The sequence below is a fragment of the Bifidobacterium sp. LH_512 genome, from assembly GCF_056356435.1.
In genome coordinates this window covers 1,343,138-1,360,388 of the sequence record NZ_JBKEUE010000001.1, presented here as the reverse complement: position 1 = coordinate 1,360,388, position 17,251 = coordinate 1,343,138, and the positions used below count along the sequence as shown (strand labels likewise).

The following is a 17,251-nucleotide window of genomic DNA, read 5'->3' as shown; positions in this document are numbered from 1 at the left end:
ACGCTCATCGCGGCGCGGCGTCATCGCGGTCGTGATGCGATCGCAATGACGCCGCAAGGCCGGCAATCGATGAGCAGACCGCTTCGATATTGGAAGATGCGTCGGCAAGCAGTGTCGGCAAATCAGCCGCTCCGGGCGCAATGCCGAATACGGCTTGAATGCCGGAATCACACAATTCATCGATGACGTCGATATCGCGGGTGACCTTGCCTCCAATCGCAACGACCGGCACGCCGCAGGACTGCGCAAGCCTTGCAATGCCTGCGGGAGCTTTGCCCCGCAGCGTCTGCACATCAATGGAACCCTCTCCGGTAATCACAAGATCAGCCCAATCGCAGGCTTCATGTGCATGGGACAGTTCAAGAACAAGTTCAATCCCCGACATGATTTCGGCGTCGAACAATCCCAACATGCCGGCGGCGGTGCCGCCGGCCGCCCCAGATCCCGGAATATCGCGAATGTCGCTGCCGTTGTATCGCATCACGACATCGGCGAAATTCTGCAAGCCTTTATCCAGTACAGCCATTTGTCGGGCGTTTGCGCCCTTCTGCGGGCCAAACACGTAGGAGGCGCCCATCGGGCCCGTCAAAGGATTCGTCACATCGCACGCCAACGTGAAACGTGTCGAACGAACACGCTCCGGCACAAAACCGCCGTCAATCCTCGCCAGATGAATCAACGAGCCGCCGCCCAACGGCAAATCTTCACCATACTCATTCACCAAACGAAAACCCAGCGCACGGGCCAGCCCGGAGCCGCCATCCGTCGTCGCGCTGCCGCCCAGACCCAACACAATATGCCACGCACCCGCGTCGATCGCTGCGCGAATCAACTCACCCGTACCGAAGGTAGACGCGGCCAACGCGTCGCGCTCGCCGTCGGCGATCCTCTCCAGACCGCTGGCCGCAGCCAATTCGACAACCGCCGTGCGTGTGCGGGGGCTGGTGAAAACGTGGAGATTGTCAATCGCGCGAGCGGTTGGGTCGTCATCGGCTGCGAAAAGGTTATTATCTGCGAATGTGTTATCGTCGGTGTAATCCTCACCAAGAAAACCGAATTTTGCCTGAATCGGCCTGCCTAACGCATCATGCGCGTTGGCAAAACGAAACTCGCCGCCCGTCGCATTGACCAGCGCATCCGTTAACCCCTCGCCGCCATCCGACAATGGCAGCAGGCGGCACTGCGCCTTCGGGTCGGCACGTTGTATACCGCGTTCCATCGCCTCGGCAACTTCAGAAGCCGACAGCGATTCCTTAAAAGAATCCGGAGCAAGCAAATAGCGCATAATTCATCTATTCTGCGTGCGATGCGGCGGACTGGCCACATCGTCGAACAATGGTTGCAATGATAACCCGATTTGCGACGGATTGGGGAGGCGAAGACAATGGTTGCCTCCGCAAAACGTCGCGGATAAGTAGTTTTGTGACGTTTTGGGGAGGCGAGGAGGGCGGTTGCCTCCGCAAGGCGTCGCAAAAGGGCGGTTTCGCGACGGAATGGGGAGACTGAGAAGGTGGTTGCCTCCGCAAAACGTCGCGGGCGGCAGGCAGCCTACCGATACCTGTCCCACTGCGGCAAGGGGAACAGCGTGTTTTCGCAAGCCGACCATAAGGCCATCAAATCCTGGCCGGGGAAGCGCAGCCAGCGCAATTGCACGCCATCCATCGCGCTCCAACCTGTATACAACACCTGGTCGATATTGACACCATCAGGAACCTCCCAGCGAATATTGTTCGTATATTCGGCGGCAGTGCGCTCGCGCTCCTCGAAATACGCGTGTGCGGGGTGGTCGGGATTGAGCGCTTCGGCGCTGAGTGTGGAGAACATGTGCACTAATGCTGGGCGCTGCGCGTTAACGGCGACGATGTGACGAAACATTTCACTGATGAGAGGATGCTGTTCGACGGCCATATCGACGATGATGCGTTCGGTCGCTTCGTCGTACATTTCGTTGAGGACCAGTTCAAGCAGGCCTTCTTTGCTGCCGACGTGGTGCAATACGCCGGCTTTGGTGAGTCCCACTTTTGTGGCGATGCGTTGCAGCGATGTGCCGTAGTATCCCAGTGCGCCAAAGGACTCGACGGCTGCGTTGAGTATGGCTGTGCGACTATCAATCTCCTCGGCGGACATGTCGGCTCCTTCGTTGCTGTTGACCTGGGTTTACTGTATGGATGGTTCGTTTATTTCTCAAAGTGCTTCGATGTGTTTTTTGCAGTGCTTCTGATAAACTACCTACCAATCGGTTAGTAAGGTTTCGGAGTTGAATCCTGCCGACAATATCGGAAACAAGGCGTAATGAGCGAGAACACGTATCCTTCCGTCAAAGATCTGACTTTGGAAGAGAAGGCATCCCTGACTTCCGGCGGCGACGCCTGGCATCTGCAGGGAGTCGAGAGCAAGGGCATCCCGGGCTATATGATCACGGACGGTCCTCACGGACTGCGCAAGTCGTTGGCGTCGGAAACCGGCAACACCGATCTGAACGATTCCGTGCCCGCCACCTGCTTCCCGCCGGCCGCCGGCCTTTCCAGCTCCTGGAATCCCGACCTCATCCACAAGGTCGGCGAGGCTATGGGAGAGGAGTGTGTTCAGGAGAAGTCGCTGTCATCCTCGGTCCCGGCGTGAACATCAAGCGCAACCCGCTTGGCGGTCGCTGCTTCGAATATTGGAGCGAAGACCCGTATCTGGCCGGTCATGAAGCGGTCGGCATCGTCGCGGGCGTGCAGTCCAAGGGCGTCGGCACGTCGTTGAAGCATTTCGCCGCCAACAATCAGGAAACCGATCGTCTGCGCATCAGCGCCAACATCTCCCAGCGTGCGCTGCGCGAAATCTACCTGCCGGCCTTCGAGCACATCGTCAAAGAGGCTCAGCCGTGGACCATCATGTGCTCCTACAACAAGATCAACGGCGTGCACTCCTCGCAGAACCGTTGGCTGCTCACTGACGTGCTGCGCGACGAATGGGGCTTTGACGGCATCGTCATGAGCGATTGGGGAGCGGTGCATGATCGCGCCGCCGCGCTCAACGCCGGACTGAACTTGGAAATGCCGCCGAGCTTCACCGACGAGGAGGTGGTCTACGCCGCAAAGGACGGGCGTATCCAGCCGGAACAGCTTGATCGCATGGCCCAAGGCATGATTGATCTGATCGACAAGACCCGCGCTGCGATGAGCATCGAAGGCTACCGCTATGACGTGGACGCCCACAACGAAGTCGCCCGCCGGGCCGCCGTCGAATCAATCGTCATGCTCAAAAACGACGACGCCATCCTGCCGGTCGCCAAGGATGCGAAGATCGCCATCATCGGCGAATTCGCGCGCACACCGCGCTACCAAGGCGGCGGCTCCTCCCACATCACGCCGACGAAGATGACCAGTTTCCTCGATGCCCTCGACGTGCGTGGCATCAAGGCTGATTTCGCACCCGGATTCACGCTGGACCTCGAACCGGCCGATCCGGCTCTGGTCGACGAAGCCGTTCGTGTCGCGGAAGGCGCCGATGTCGTCCTCATGTTCCTCGGCCTGCCGGAGGCGGCGGAATCCGAAGGATTCGACCGCGAAAACCTCGATATGCCGGCCAAACAGATCGAATTGCTGAAGGCTGTCGCCGCCGAAAACAAGAACGTCGTCGTCGTGCTGTCGAACGGCTCGGTCGTCACCGTGCATCCGTGGGCGGCGCAGGCCAAGGGCATCCTGGAATCCTGGCTGCTTGGGCAGGCCGGCGGCGCCGCGTTGGCCGATGTCGTGTTCGGTGAGGTGAGTCCGTCCGGCAAGCTGGCGCAAAGCGTGCCGATGGATATCAACGACGATCCGAGCATGATCAACTGGCCGGGCGAAGAAGGTCACGTCGATTACGGCGAAGGGGTGTTCGTCGGATACCGCTACCATGATACGTACGGAAAGGCGGTCGATTACCCGTTCGGCTATGGCCTGAGCTACGCGACCTTCGCAATCAGCGACGTGAAGGCCATCAAGACCGGCGCAAACACCGCGGCGGTCACTGCGGTGGTCACCAACACGTCCGATGTGGATGCCGCCGAAACCGTGCAGGTGTACGTCGCGCCGGGCAAGGCTGAGGTGGCTCGTCCGAAACATGAGCTCAAAGGTTTCAAGAAGGTGTTCCTCAGGGGCGGTGAATCCGTGGAGGTCCGCATCGAATTGGATGAACGCGCCTTCGCCTACTGGTCCGAGCGTTTCAATGATTGGCATGTCGAAGCCGGCGAATACGGCATTGAAGTCGGTGTTTCGTCTCGCGACATCGCTGACACGGTGACGGTTGCGCTCGATGGCGACGGCAAGGCCATGGACTTGACCGAATGGTCCACGTTGGGCGAATAGAAGACCGATGCAATCGGCGCAAAGGCCGTTGCGGAGATGCGGGCCAAGGGGAAGTCCGGCGAGCTGCCGGTCCTGCCCGACAACGACATGGTGAATCTCTTCGCCGATTCCATGCCGATCAACAGTCTGACCACGTTGCTCGGCAAGCCCGGGAAGTGCATCACCGAATTCCTGATCGAGGAGTATGCGCGACTGCGTGACTGATCGTTGATTTTGTCGTAACGGCATCGCCGATGTGATGCGATTGAGGACGCGGAACCCGTCGTGGTGCGGGGCCGCGTCCTCAATCGTATGGTCTGTTTGGCGCCGTTGAGTATAAGCGACACGCCGATTGTTGTATCTACAACTGTTGTATATGGGACGTATTAGCATGCCATGTTGCATATACAACTAAGAGAGGTAGTGTGGATCGACATATTCTCAGCCTCGAAATAAGGGCCTTGACCCGGGCCGTGGACCGTTACCTGACGGAAAGCATGCCGGGCTCCGCTCGAGCCGCCACTGGCGGGAATGCGCATATCATCATGTTCCTGGCGCGTAACCGCGATGTTGATATATATCAGCACACCATCGAACAACGATTCGACATTACGCGTTCCACGGCTTCGCGCGTCCTGTCCCTGATGGAGGAAAAAGGGCTGGTTACCCGGGAACCGGTCGCCCATGATGCGCGGTGCAAACGCATCGTCCTCACCGACAAGGCCGATGCGATCGTATCCGGCCTCAGGGAAAACGGTGAACGCGTGGAGCGACGGCTCGTCGAAGGATTCAGCGAACAAGAGCAGGCGATGGTACTGGAATACGTGCTGCGCATGCGGGACAACATCGCTTTGGCACAACGAGAAATCGCGGCTGAAAAAAAGACGGGGCGTATGTTCGAAACGGCCGACGCCAACATGAACGACAACAAGGGAAACAATACGAAGAAGGAGGAAGACAAGTGACTAAGACCGCTGCCGCCAAGCAGAGTCGGCGCGACGATGAACTGGCGCGCCCGCAACATATCGTACGTACACTCGGCAAATCGTTGCGAGAATACAAGAAGGCCAGTCTGCTGGCCCCTGCTTTCGTCACCGTCGAAAGCATCCTGGAAATCCTGATTCCGACCATCATGGCGACGCTGATCGATGAAGGCATCACTGGTAAAAGCATGCCCGCCATCGTCAAATTCGGCATCATCCTGCTGATCTGCTCGGCCATTTCGCTGACAAGCGGCTTCTTCGCCGGAAAGTTCGCGGCGATCGCCGGCGCAGGTCTGGCCAAGAACCTGCGTCACGATCAGTTCAAGAAGGTACAGGAATACAGCTTCACGAACATCGACCGATTCTCCACGGGTTCCATCATCACGCGTCTGACCACCGATGTGACGAATCTGCAGAACGCGTATTCGATGATGGTCCGTATGGGCGTACGCGCCCCGATCATGGTTATCGTCGCATGGATCTTCTCCTTCCGCATCAGTCCGTCGATCTCGCTGGTGTTCCTCGCCTGCATCCCGATTCTCGCCATCGGCCTGTGCGGCCTGGCGGCGCTGGTCCATCCGGTGTTCGAACGCGTGTTCCACACATACGATGAGCTCAACAACGTGGTCGACGAAAACCTGCAGGGCATCCGCGTGGTCAAGTCCTACAACCGCGAAGCGCACGAGATAGGCAAGTTCGACGCCATCTCCCAGCGCATCTTCAAGGACTTCATGAAGGCCGAACGCATCATGAGCTTCAACAGCCCGATCATGATGGTATGCGTGTACGGATCGATGATCCTGATCGCATGGATGGGCGCACAGCAGATCGTCGCCTCTGGCAACAACGCCGCCTTGGGCCTGACCACCGGCGACCTCACCGCTTTGGTCACCTACGCGATGCAGATCCTCATGGCCATGATGATGCTGTCGATGATCTTCATCATGTTCATCATCTCCCAGGCGTCTGCCGAGCGAATCTGCCAGGTGCTGCAGGAACAGAGCACCGTCGTCAATCCGGACGAGCCGGTCATGGAAGTCAAGGACGGATCGATCGACTTCGACCATGTCAACTTCCGCTATTCCGACAGCTCCGAAAAGCCCGTGCTGGACGACATCGACCTGCACATCGCATCCGGCCAGACCGTCGGCATCGTCGGCGGCACCGGCTCTGCGAAGTCCAGCCTCGTGCAGCTCGTGCCCCGCCTGTATGACGTCAGCTCCGGATCGTTGAAGGTCGGCGGTCTTGACGTGCGTGAATATGACATGGAGACGCTGCGCGATCAGGTCGCCATGGTGCTGCAGAAGAACGTCCTGTTCTCCGGAACCATCGCGGAGAACCTGCGCTGGGGCAATCCGAACGCCACCGACGAGGAGCTGCGTCACGCATGCCAGCTCGCCCAGGCTGACGGATTTATCCAGGAATTCCCGAAGAAGTACGACACGTACATCGAACAAGGCGGCACCAACGTCTCCGGCGGCCAGCGCCAGCGCCTGTGCATCGCCCGCGCATTGCTGAAGAAGCCGAAGATCCTCATCCTCGACGATTCGACCAGCGCGGTCGACACCAAGACCGACCAGCTGATCCGATCCGCGTTCCGCAATGAGATCCCGGACACCACGAAGATCATCATCGCCCAGCGCGTCGCATCCGTGCAGGACGCCGACATGATCCTCGTCATGGACAACGGTCGAATCATGGCGCGCGGCACGCATGACGAACTGCTCGCCACATGCGACGAATACCGTTCAATCTACGAATCCCAGACTAAGAACCAAGGAAAGCCGGAAGAGGAAGGAGAGGCCCAATGAGCGACAAGCAGTCATTCAACGGACGCAAGCCCGACATGGGCAAAGCCGCACCCGGCACCACCAAGCGTATTTTCGGATACATTTTCCAATACAAGGTGCATGTCGCACTCGTCGTGATCTGCATTCTGGTCGGCGCCGCCGCACAAGCGGGATCCGCGCTGTTCCTGCAGTCGCTCATCGACAACTACATCCTGCCGATGGTCGGTGCGGACAATCCTGATTGGGGACCGCTGCTGCGGGCCATCACCCTGATGGGATGCCTGTATGCAGCAGGCATCATCTGCGGCTGGCTATGGCAGTGGCTGATCGTCGCCGTCGAACAGGGCACCCTGAAGAAGATCCGCGATGACATGTTCGCGCATCAGCAAAGTCTGCCCATTCGCTACTTCGACACCAACGAACACGGCGACATCATGAGCCGCTACACGAACGACACCGATACGCTGCGCCAGGCGATCAACCAGTCGTTCCCGCAGATGTTTTCCGCCGCGATCTCCGCGGTGGCCGCGCTTGTCTCCATGCTCTGGCTGTCCGTGCCGGTCACCCTGTTCGTGCTCGTGTTCACCGTGCTGCTGTTCGTCATCGTGCGCAAGGTCGTATCCCGCTCCGGACGCTACTTCGTCAAGCAGCAGATCGAGCTCGGTGACGTCAACGCCTTCGTGGAGGAAGCCGTCAACGGCCAGAAGGTCATCAAGGTGTTCAATCACGAAGACGCCACGCAGAAGACCTTCGACGACAAGAACGAAGCGCTATTCGAAGCCTCGGCCGAAGCAAACACCTGGGGTAACGTCACGATGCCGATCGTCGGCAACATGGGCTACCTGCTCTACATTCTTCTGGCGATCGTCGGCGGAGCCATGGCGTTGGGCGGCGTCGGCAACTTCGGTCTGTCCGGTGCGGGACAGCTCACGCTGGGTACACTGATCTCCCTGCTGACTCTGAGTCGTTCGTTCATCAACCCGCTTGGACAGGTCTCCATGCAGTTCAACATGGTGATGATGGCCCTCGCCGGTGCCTCGCGCATCTTCATGCTGATGGATGAAGCCTCCGAAAGCGACGGCGGCACCGTGACGCTCGTCAACGTCGAACTCGGCGAAGACGGACGCACCATGACCGAAGTGGACCACGAAACCGGCCACTGGGCATGGAAGCGCGAAGCCGGCGACGATGGCACCCGTTCGCTCAAGGCCGCCGAAAAGCTCAAGGGCTCCGCACGAGAAGTCGCCATGAAGGCCAGGGAACAGGCCATCACTTCGCCGGACGGTCGCCTGACCCTGCTACGTGGCGATGTGCGTTTCACCAACGTGACCTTCGGATATAATCCGGACAAGCCCGTGCTGCACGACATTACCTGGTTCGCCAAGCCGGGACAGAAGATCGCACTCGTCGGCGCGACCGGTGCAGGCAAGACCACGGTGACCAACCTGATCAACCGCTTCTACGACATTCAGGAAGGCCAGATCCTGTACGACGGCATCTCCGTGCGCGGCATCCGCAAGCCGGACTTGCGTCGCTCCCTCGGCGTTGTGCTGCAGGACGTGAACCTGTTCACGGGCACCGTTATGGACAACATCCGTTACGGTCGTCTCGATGCCACGGATGAGGAATGCATCGCCGCGGCGAAGCTGACCAATGCGGACGGCTTCATCCGCATGCTGCCCAAGGGCTACCAGACCGTGCTCGAAGGCGACGGCTCCGGCCTGTCCCAAGGCCAGCGTCAGCTGATCTCCATAGCGCGCGCTGCAGTGGCCGATCCGCCGGCATTGATTCTGGATGAGGCGACCTCTTCGATCGATACCCGTACCGAGGAAGTGGTGCAGGCCGGCATGGATAACCTCATGAAGGGACGTACCGTGTTCGTCATCGCACACCGTCTTTCCACCGTGCGCAATTCCGACGTGATCATGGTGCTCGATCATGGCCGCATCATCGAACGTGGCTCGCATGATGAGCTGATCGCGCAGAAGGGCGAGTACTACCAGCTGTACACCGGAGCGGTGGAGCTGGAGTAGTTTGCCGGTCGAGACGTTACCGACTGGCCGCCTCGCATTTGATTAAAGGCAGGGAGTCTCCCGCATTGAGTTGTGGGAGACTCCCCTTTTGCGTTGATTAAGAATGGGTATACTGTGGATTTGTTGTTTTCCGCATGCGCGGAAGTGATCCGGTATTCCTACTATCATTCAGGGCGCTGCTGATGTTTTCCCCGCATACGCGGGGATGATCCCCAAGGCGGTGGCGGTATGAATGCAATCAATCCGTTTTCCCCGCATACGCGGGGATGATCCGGCATGGGTGTCGTAGTCGCCGCTGGTGCCTGTCGTTTTCCCCGCATACGCGGGGATGATCCGACGGTGCGGGCGGACGTGCGCGTCCCGGCCGACGTTTTCCCCGCATAGGCGTAGTTGATCGGTGTGAGGACGTGATGATCGAGGACAATCGTCGTATCGCTCGCTTTTCGCTTTGCATATTGATGCTGGCGTTTACCGATTATGTTTTCCGGCATATCATTAGCGGTTGGTTTATGGGCGGTAAGGACAAGGTGATGGCATCATGGTGAATGGGGTGAATGGGAACAGGCATGAGAGCAGTCATGGGCATGATGGCCACCGGCTGTTCTTCTACATCCTGGTCTCCGGCTCGCAGACCATCATTGAGTATGTGACGTTCGCGGTTCTTCAGCTTATGATTCCTGCGGTCATTGCGAACGCTGTCGCCGTCATATGCTCTGCATCCTACAATTTCGTGATGAACCGTAACGTGACGTTCAAGGCGTCTGGGAATATGATGCGTTCCATCATTCTGTTCATTCTGCTGTGGGTATGGAATCTGCTATTCAGCACTACCGTCATAGGGGTGATTCCGGCCATGACTGGTGTGGATCCCATGCTGGTCAAACTTGGCTGCATGGCTTGCCAGTTCGCATGGGGGTATCCGTTATGCCGGCATGTGATCTTTAAATGAATGTGTGACGGCCGATTCGGATTTTATTGTTTTCTATTCGGGGGAGGTGCGGATCGGAGTAGGCGCCTGTCGAATCAATGATTCGAACGACTCATTGTATACGGTTGTGGCAGGACTCGGCCACTGGTGAGTCACTTTGGGTCGGAATCCGCTTCCGTCCCGATTTGCATCGTCTCCCCGCATGCGAAGAACATCGGTCGCCTCATCCCATTCCGTTATCCACATATCCCCTCCTATTCTTCAATCCCATTCACGCCCAAAAATCGGACCTACACTGGAGGTACGCGTCTGTACAGACCGTGCAGACCGCGCAAAAGCGCCCTGCGAAACGCGCATCGGTGCACGCAGGATTCTCTGCGATTGGAGGCGATGGCAATGACGCTGCAACATCGGGCATCATCGTATTCGATGGATGAGGTCAGCCGCATGTCGGCAGACGCCGTCTACAAAGCCATGAAAACAAGCGAAAACGGACTTTCCGCATCGCAAGCGCAGATTCGTCTGGACACGTACGGTCCCAATGCGATTGAAGAAGAGCGTAAAACACCCACGATCATCGTGTTTCTGAAAAGTTTCACCCATCTGATGGCCATTCTCCTATGGGCGGCTGGGCTGGTCGCCCTGATCGCCGGTTTGCCGGAGTTGGGCATCGCCGTGTGGCTGGTGAACATCATCAACGGTGTGTTCAGCTTCTGGCAGGAATACAAGGCCGGCAAAGCTGCGGAAGCGTTGAAACGTATGCTGCCGCAATACGTGACGGTAATTCGTGATGGTCAGGCGGATCGCATTCTCGCGGAAGACATGGTGCCTGGCGATGTGTTCATCATCGAAGAAGGCGACCGTATTTCCGTCGATGCACGTTTGGTCGCTGCGAGCCGTCTGCAGATTGACCAGTCGACCTTGAACGGTGAATCCACGCCGGTACGTAAACATGCCGACGCTGCTGACACGGAAGGCCTGCCCGCGGCGGAAATGCCGAATCTGATTTATGCGGGCACGTCGGTCGTCGGCGGTACGGGCAGCGCCGTCGTCATCTACACCGGTATGAACACGCGCTTCGGCAAGATCGCGCGCTTGACTCAGAATACGCAGGATAACGGCAGCCCGTTGCAGCGTGAGTTAAATCATGTGACGCGGCGTATCACGGTGTTTGCGGCCATTATCGGTGCCGCATTTTTTGTTTTGGACGTGCTGTTTGTGAAAAACGCGGCCGAGCAGGCGTTTATTTTCGCGCTCGGCATGATGGTCGCGTTCATTCCTGAAGGACTGTTGCCGACGGTGACATTGTCGCTGGCGATGGCGGTGCAGCGCATGAGTAAGCGCAATGCGTTGGTGAAACGCCTGTCAAGCGTGGAATCGTTGGGTTGTACGTCGGTGATTTGCACGGATAAAACCGGCACGTTGACGCGTAATGAGATGACGGTGGAACACTTGTGGACGCTCGGTCATGAATACGTGGTCACGGGTACGGGCTATGCACCGGAAGGCAATATCACGGTGGATGGCCTGCAGCATAGTGCGTCTGATGATGCTGATTTGCGCTCGCTGGTGTTGGGTGGCGCGCTGTGCTCGAACGCTCATGTGATTCGTTGTGACGACACTACGGCTGACAATACGTCTGTTGGTGATACTGCTATTGACGATGCGGGCAATACTGGCATCGCCGCTGACAATACTGGCAGTAATGCTGTCGCTGTAGGCATCGCCGCCGACGGCAGCACCTCCTGCGTTCACTGGCGCGTTACCGGCGACCCCACTGAAGCTTGCCTGTTGGTCGCCTGCTGCAAGGCCGGCATCAATCCCGACGAAGCGACCAAGCAGCTGCCGCGCGTCGCCGAACTGCCCTTTGATTCGCGTCGCAAAATGATGTCCGTCGTCGTACGCGATGATGGCAGTATGGAAGACAACGATGCCGGCAAACTGATCGCCGTCACCAAAGGTGCCCCCGGCGAGGTGGCTCGCCTGTGCACGCATGCGCGCATCAATGGCAGGAAGGTGCCCCTCACCAACGACATGTTGAATGCCATCAATCAAACCAACGACATGTACGCCGACCAAGGGTTGCGCGTTCTCGCCGTCGCCTGTCGGCACGTGAGCCTCACCGAGGAGACCCTGCAAGACTGCGCGCCTGAAGACGTTGAACGTGATCTGACTTTCTTGGGGCTTGAAATCATGGTCGACCCGCCTCGCGCGGAAGTCGCTGACGCCGTGCGCACATGCCGCGAAGCGGGCGTGCGCATCATCATGATCACAGGCGATTACGGCCGCACTGCAAAAGCGATTGCCCGCCGAATCGGCATCGTCACCAGTGATGACGCCCGCGTCATATCGGGCGCTGAACTGGCCACGATGAACGACGCCGATCTGACCGAAGCGTTGCGCGGCGAAGTCATTTTCGCCCGCATGGCGCCTGAGCAGAAGCTGCGTGTCGTCGCATGCCTGCAGACGATGGGCGAAATCGTCGCCACCACCGGCGACGGCGTCAACGATGCGCCGGCGTTGAAAAAGGCGGATGTCGGCGTCGCCATGGGCATCACCGGCACTGATGTGGCGAAAGAGGCCGCCGACATCGTGCTGACCGACGATAATTTCGCATCTATCGTCTCCGCAATCGAAGAGGGGCGCGCCGTTTACGCGAATATTCGTCGTTTCCTGCTGTACATCTTGAATTCCAATATGCCGGAGGCTGCGCCGTCGGCGGTCTACCTGTTTTCCGGCGGCGCTGTGCCGCTGCCGCTGACCACCATGCAGATTTTGACCATCGATTTGGGCACTGACATGATCCCCGCGCTGGGGTTGGGTACGGAGCCGCCTGAAAAGGATGTGATGAAGGAGCCGCCGCGCAATCCGAACGAGCGCCTGCTGACGGGCCGCATTATGGTAAAAGCCTTCCTCTGGTATGGCCTTGTCGCCGCAGTGCTGTCGATGCTCGGCTATTTCTTCGTCAATATGTTGAACGGCTGGCCCGCGGTGCCGTTGGCTGGCCTGAGTGACGACAACGATGCCGTCTACCGGCTCGCCACGACGATGACGCTCGCTTCGATTGTGTTCGCGCAGATCGGTGCGGTGTGGAATTGCCGTACGGAAACGGAGTCCGCGTTTTCGGTGGGGCTGTTTTCCAATAAGACGATCAATTTGGGCATCATTACTGAAATTCTTTTGCTGATTGCGATTGCGACGGTGCCGGCATTGCAGGCCGTGTTCCATACGGCGATGCTGAAGCCTGCTGATTACGCGTACCTGGCGATGCTGCCTTTTGTGACGCTCGGCATTGAAGAATTGCGCAAATATATTTGGCGTAGGATGCGTCGGCGGCGTGAGATGCGGTGACGTTTGTGATGTCGATGATCGTGTTCCTACCGATGGGAGCCTGAGAAACGTCCCGGCTGGGGTGTTAATATGGGCGGCAGCGTGGCGATGATCCGTTATCAGCGGGGAGTCATCGGAAGAACGGCGATTATTCGGTGAAATGATCGCTTATTAGACCCGACGGGACCGGCCCGAAACAGCCGGACACAAGCGGTCGTTCGTGCGATTGTGCCGCATCTCGGAATGTGGCGTGATATCGGACGGCAAGCGAGGTGGTACCGCGGTGGAATCGTGGCGTATGCGATTTCGTCGTCCTCGTGGCAGTAGAAAAGTAGCGAAACACCTGCACGAGGAGACCAACGGTGAGCGAATCCGCCAATCATGTGTATCCGAAGGCCGCTGCTGGCGAGCTGAGCGCCAACGTCGCGCCGAATCCCAGCTTCCCGAAGCTTGAGGAATCCATTCTCGAATATTGGGACGAAAACGATACGTTCCAGAAATCCATCGACCGTCGTGAAACCGGCGACCACAGCCAGAATGAATTCGTTTTCTTCGACGGCCCGCCGTTCGCGAACGGCTTGCCGCATTACGGACACCTGCTGACCGGCTATGCCAAGGACGTGATTCCGCGTTATCAGACCATGAAGGGGCACAAGGTCAATCGCGTGTTCGGTTGGGATACGCACGGCCTGCCGGCAGAGCTCGAAGCCCAAAAGGAACTCGGCATCGACTCCGTCGACCAGATCGAGCAGATGGGCATCGAAAAGTTCAATGACGCCTGCCGCGCCTCCGTGCTGAAGTACACGAACGAATGGAAGACCTACGTGCACCGTCAGGCACGCTGGGTTGATTTCGAACACGGCTACAAGACCCTTGATATTCCGTACATGGAATCCGTGATGTGGGCTTTCAAGACCCTGTATGACAAGGGCCTGGCCTATCAGGGCTACCGCGTGCTGCCGTACTGCCCGAAGGATCGTACGCCGTTGAGCGCACACGAGCTGCGCATGGACGCCGACGTGTATCAGGATCGTCAGGACACCACCGTTTCCGTCGCCGTCAAACTGCGTGATGAAGAAGACGCGTACGCAGTGTTCTGGACCACCACGCCATGGACAGTTCCGACCAACTTCGCCATCGTCGTCGGCGCCGACATCGACTACGTCGAAGTCAAGCCGACCGAAGGTAAGTTCGCCGGCAAGAAGTTCTATCTTGGCAAGGCCCTGTTGGGTTCCTATGCCAAGGAACTCGGCGAAAACTATGAGATCGTGCGCGAACTCAAGGGCGCCGAAATGGAAGGCTGGCGCTACTGGCCGGTGTTCCCGTACTTCTCCGGCGAGGAAGCCGAAACCGAAGGCAACGTGCCCGGTCCGAACGGCTACACGATTTTCACCGCCGACTACGTCGACACCGTCGAAGGTACCGGCCTCGTGCATCAGGCACCATACGGTGAAGACGATATGAACACGTTGAACGCCAAGGGTATCAAGAGCACGGACGTGCTCGACGCCGGCTGCCGTTTCACTTCGCTGTGCCCGGAATACGAAGGCATGTTCGTATTCGAAGCCAACCTGCCGATTCTGCGCAACCTGCGTGCAGGCGACGGTCCGCTGGCCTCCATTTCGGAAGAACGCCGCGCCATCCTCTTCCAGGAGAAGAGCTACGTGCACTCCTACCCGCACTGTTGGCGCTGCGCAACCCCGTTGATCTACAAGCCGATCTCCTCCTGGTTCGTGTCCGTCACCAAGATCAAGGATCGACTGCTGGCCCACAATCAGGAAATCAACTGGATTCCGGACAACGTCAAGGACGGCCAGTTCGGCAAGTGGCTTGCCAACGCCCGCGACTGGTCCATCTCCCGCAACCGTTTCTGGGGATCCCCGATTCCGGTGTGGGTCTCCGACGATCCGGCATATCCGCGCGTCGACGTGTACGGCTCTTTGGAAGAGCTAAAAGTTGACTTCGGCGATTATCCGCGTGACGACAAGGGCGAAATCAACATGCATCGCCCGTGGATCGACAACCTGACCCGCGTGAACCCGGACGATCCGACCGGCAAGAGCCATATGCACCGCATCACCGACGTGCTCGACTGCTGGTTCGAGTCTGGCTCCATGCCGTTCGCCCAGTACCATTACCCGTTCGAAAACAAGGAAACCTTCGAACAGCACTTCCCGTGCGACTACATCGTCGAATACATCGGCCAGACCCGCGGCTGGTTCTACCTGCTGCATGTCATGGCGACGGCCCTGTTCGACAAGCCGGCCTTCAAGAACGTGATCTGCCACGGCATCGTGCTCGGCTCCGATGGTCAGAAGATGTCGAAGCACCTGCGCAACTATCCGGACGTGAACGGCGTGTTCAACGACTTCGGCTCCGACGCGATGCGCTGGTTCCTCATGTCGTCCCCGATCCTGCGCGGCGGCAATCTGATCGTCACCTCCGAGGGCATCCGAGACACGGTCCGTCAGATCATGCTGCCGGTGTGGAGCTCCTACTACTTCTTCACGCTGTACGCCAACGCCGCCAACAACGGCGCCGGCTATGACGCACGCATGCTCAAGGCCGAAGAAGTGGCCTCCCTGCCGGAAATGGACCGTTACCTGCTTGCCCGCGCCCGTCGCCTGATCGAAAAAGTCGAACATTCGCTCGACGAATTCCTGATCTCCGACGCTTGCGATGCGGTGTCCGATTTCATCGACGTGCTGACCAACTGGTACATCCGCAACACTCGTGATCGTTTTTGGAACGAGGATGAGAACGCGTTCAACACGTTGTACACCGTGCTGGAAACCTTCATGCGCGTACTCGCTCCGTTGGCTCCGATGGAAGCCGAAGCGGTGTGGCGTGGTCTGACAGGCGGCGAATCCGTGCATCTTGAAGATTGGCCGTATCTGACTGCCGAAGGTGCTGCAGACGGCGAAACCACCGAGCTGGGCGCCGTGCTGGTCGACGACGAAGCTTTGGTCTCCGCCATGGAAAAGGTGCGTGAAGTCGTCTCCGCCGCTCTCTCGCTGCGTAAGGGCGAGCAGATTCGCGTGCGTCAGCCGCTGGCCCGCATGACCGTCGTCGTTTCCGATCCGGAAGCCGTCGCCGCCTATACGGAAACCCTGAAGAGCGAGCTCAATATCAAGGATGTGGAATTCTGCACGCTCGAAGACGCTTCCGAGTATGGTTTGAAGATCGTCAACGAGCTGAAGGTCAACGCTCGCGCCGCCGGCCCGCGTCTGGGCAAGCAGGTGCAGTTCGCCATCAAGGCTTCCAAGTCCGGCGGTTGGTATGTGGGCGCCGACGGTGCTCCGGTCGTGTCCACGCCGAACGGCGACATCGCACTGGTCGAAGGTGAATACGAGCTCGTCAACCGTGTTGAGGAAGCCAATCCGTCCGACAGCGACAACATCGTGTCCGCAGCCCTGCCGACCGGCGGTTTCGTGATTCTCGATATCACTCTGAACGACGAGCTCATCGCTGAAGGCTTCGCCCGTGACGTGATTCGTTCCGTGCAGGACGCCCGTAAGGCCGCCGGTCTTGACATCGCCGACCGCATTACGCTCAACCTGACCGCTCCGTCCGCAGATGTTGCCAAGGTCGAACAGTTCCGCGAACTCGTGGCAGGGGAGACCCTCGCCACCACGCTGAACATCACCGCAGGCGACGAACTGCAGGTTCAGGTAGCAAAAGCTTGATTTCGTTCCCGTCGTGAGATGGGAGCGGAATCACCGCGAATGGTTCTCAGGATCACCCATGTGAGTCAAGCACACAGATGAGAAGCAGTCGCAACAGATAGGCCGTAGGCGGTCGCCCTCATGCAGGGCGCTCGTCTACGGTCTTTCAATATTTTGTAAATCTGCAACTGTCTGTAATGTCTGCAGCG

At 58.5% G+C, this 17,251-nt stretch carries 9 protein-coding genes and 1 pseudogene; 8 read left to right on the top strand and 2 right to left on the bottom strand.

What is annotated here, in order from left to right; all coding sequences use genetic code 11:
• Positions 1–4 precede the first annotated feature (4 nt).
• Both AC1AWD_RS05810 and AC1AWD_RS05805 read right to left on the bottom strand, forming a co-directional pair.
• Positions 5–1,285 carry a glycerate kinase gene (locus tag AC1AWD_RS05810; RefSeq protein WP_476564452.1) on the bottom strand — a complete coding sequence of 427 codons (1,281 nt, stop codon included), beginning with the start codon at positions 1,283–1,285 and terminating at the stop codon, positions 5–7.
• Between the two features lie 263 nt (positions 1,286–1,548).
• Positions 1,549–2,127 (bottom strand): TetR/AcrR family transcriptional regulator, encoded by a 579-nt coding sequence (locus AC1AWD_RS05805; RefSeq protein WP_476564449.1) that lies wholly within the window; start codon positions 2,125–2,127, stop codon positions 1,549–1,551.
• Positions 2,128–2,292: 165 nt separating this feature from the next.
• Between AC1AWD_RS05805 and AC1AWD_RS05800 the strand changes: the two are divergent.
• The 8 genes and pseudogenes from AC1AWD_RS05800 to ileS all read left to right on the top strand — a co-directional run bounded on the left by AC1AWD_RS05800 (position 2,293) and on the right by ileS (position 17,063).
• Positions 2,293–4,538, top strand: a pseudogene (locus AC1AWD_RS05800) (exo-alpha-(1->6)-L-arabinopyranosidase).
• 200 nt (positions 4,539–4,738) lie between these two features.
• Complete coding sequence (locus tag AC1AWD_RS05795; protein WP_476564447.1) at positions 4,739–5,278, top strand: MarR family winged helix-turn-helix transcriptional regulator; 540 nt, start codon at positions 4,739–4,741, stop codon at positions 5,276–5,278.
• Complete coding sequence (locus tag AC1AWD_RS05790; protein ID WP_476564445.1) at positions 5,275–7,107, top strand: ABC transporter ATP-binding protein; 1,833 nt, start codon at positions 5,275–5,277, stop codon at positions 7,105–7,107. The genes AC1AWD_RS05795 and AC1AWD_RS05790 overlap by 4 nt, the downstream gene beginning before the upstream one ends.
• Positions 7,104–9,119: an ABC transporter ATP-binding protein gene (locus AC1AWD_RS05785; RefSeq protein WP_476564443.1), complete on the top strand. Its 2,016-nt coding sequence runs from the start codon at positions 7,104–7,106 to the stop codon at positions 9,117–9,119. The genes AC1AWD_RS05790 and AC1AWD_RS05785 overlap by 4 nt, the downstream gene beginning before the upstream one ends.
• A 410-nt stretch (positions 9,120–9,529) precedes the next feature.
• Positions 9,530–9,664, top strand: a complete 135-nt coding sequence (locus tag AC1AWD_RS05780; protein WP_476564441.1) for a hypothetical protein — start codon at positions 9,530–9,532, stop codon at positions 9,662–9,664.
• Entirely contained in the window at positions 9,658–10,068 is a 411-nt protein-coding gene (locus AC1AWD_RS05775) for a GtrA family protein (RefSeq protein WP_476564439.1), read from the top strand. The genes AC1AWD_RS05780 and AC1AWD_RS05775 overlap by 7 nt, the downstream gene beginning before the upstream one ends.
• Before the next feature lie 375 nt (positions 10,069–10,443).
• Positions 10,444–13,398 (top strand): cation-translocating P-type ATPase, encoded by a 2,955-nt coding sequence (locus AC1AWD_RS05770; protein WP_476564437.1) that lies wholly within the window; start codon positions 10,444–10,446, stop codon positions 13,396–13,398.
• A 341-nt stretch (positions 13,399–13,739) separates the two neighbouring features.
• Complete coding sequence (ileS, locus tag AC1AWD_RS05765) at positions 13,740–17,063, top strand: mupirocin-resistant isoleucine--tRNA ligase (RefSeq protein ID WP_476564435.1); 3,324 nt, start codon at positions 13,740–13,742, stop codon at positions 17,061–17,063.
• Positions 17,064–17,251 lie beyond the last annotated feature (188 nt).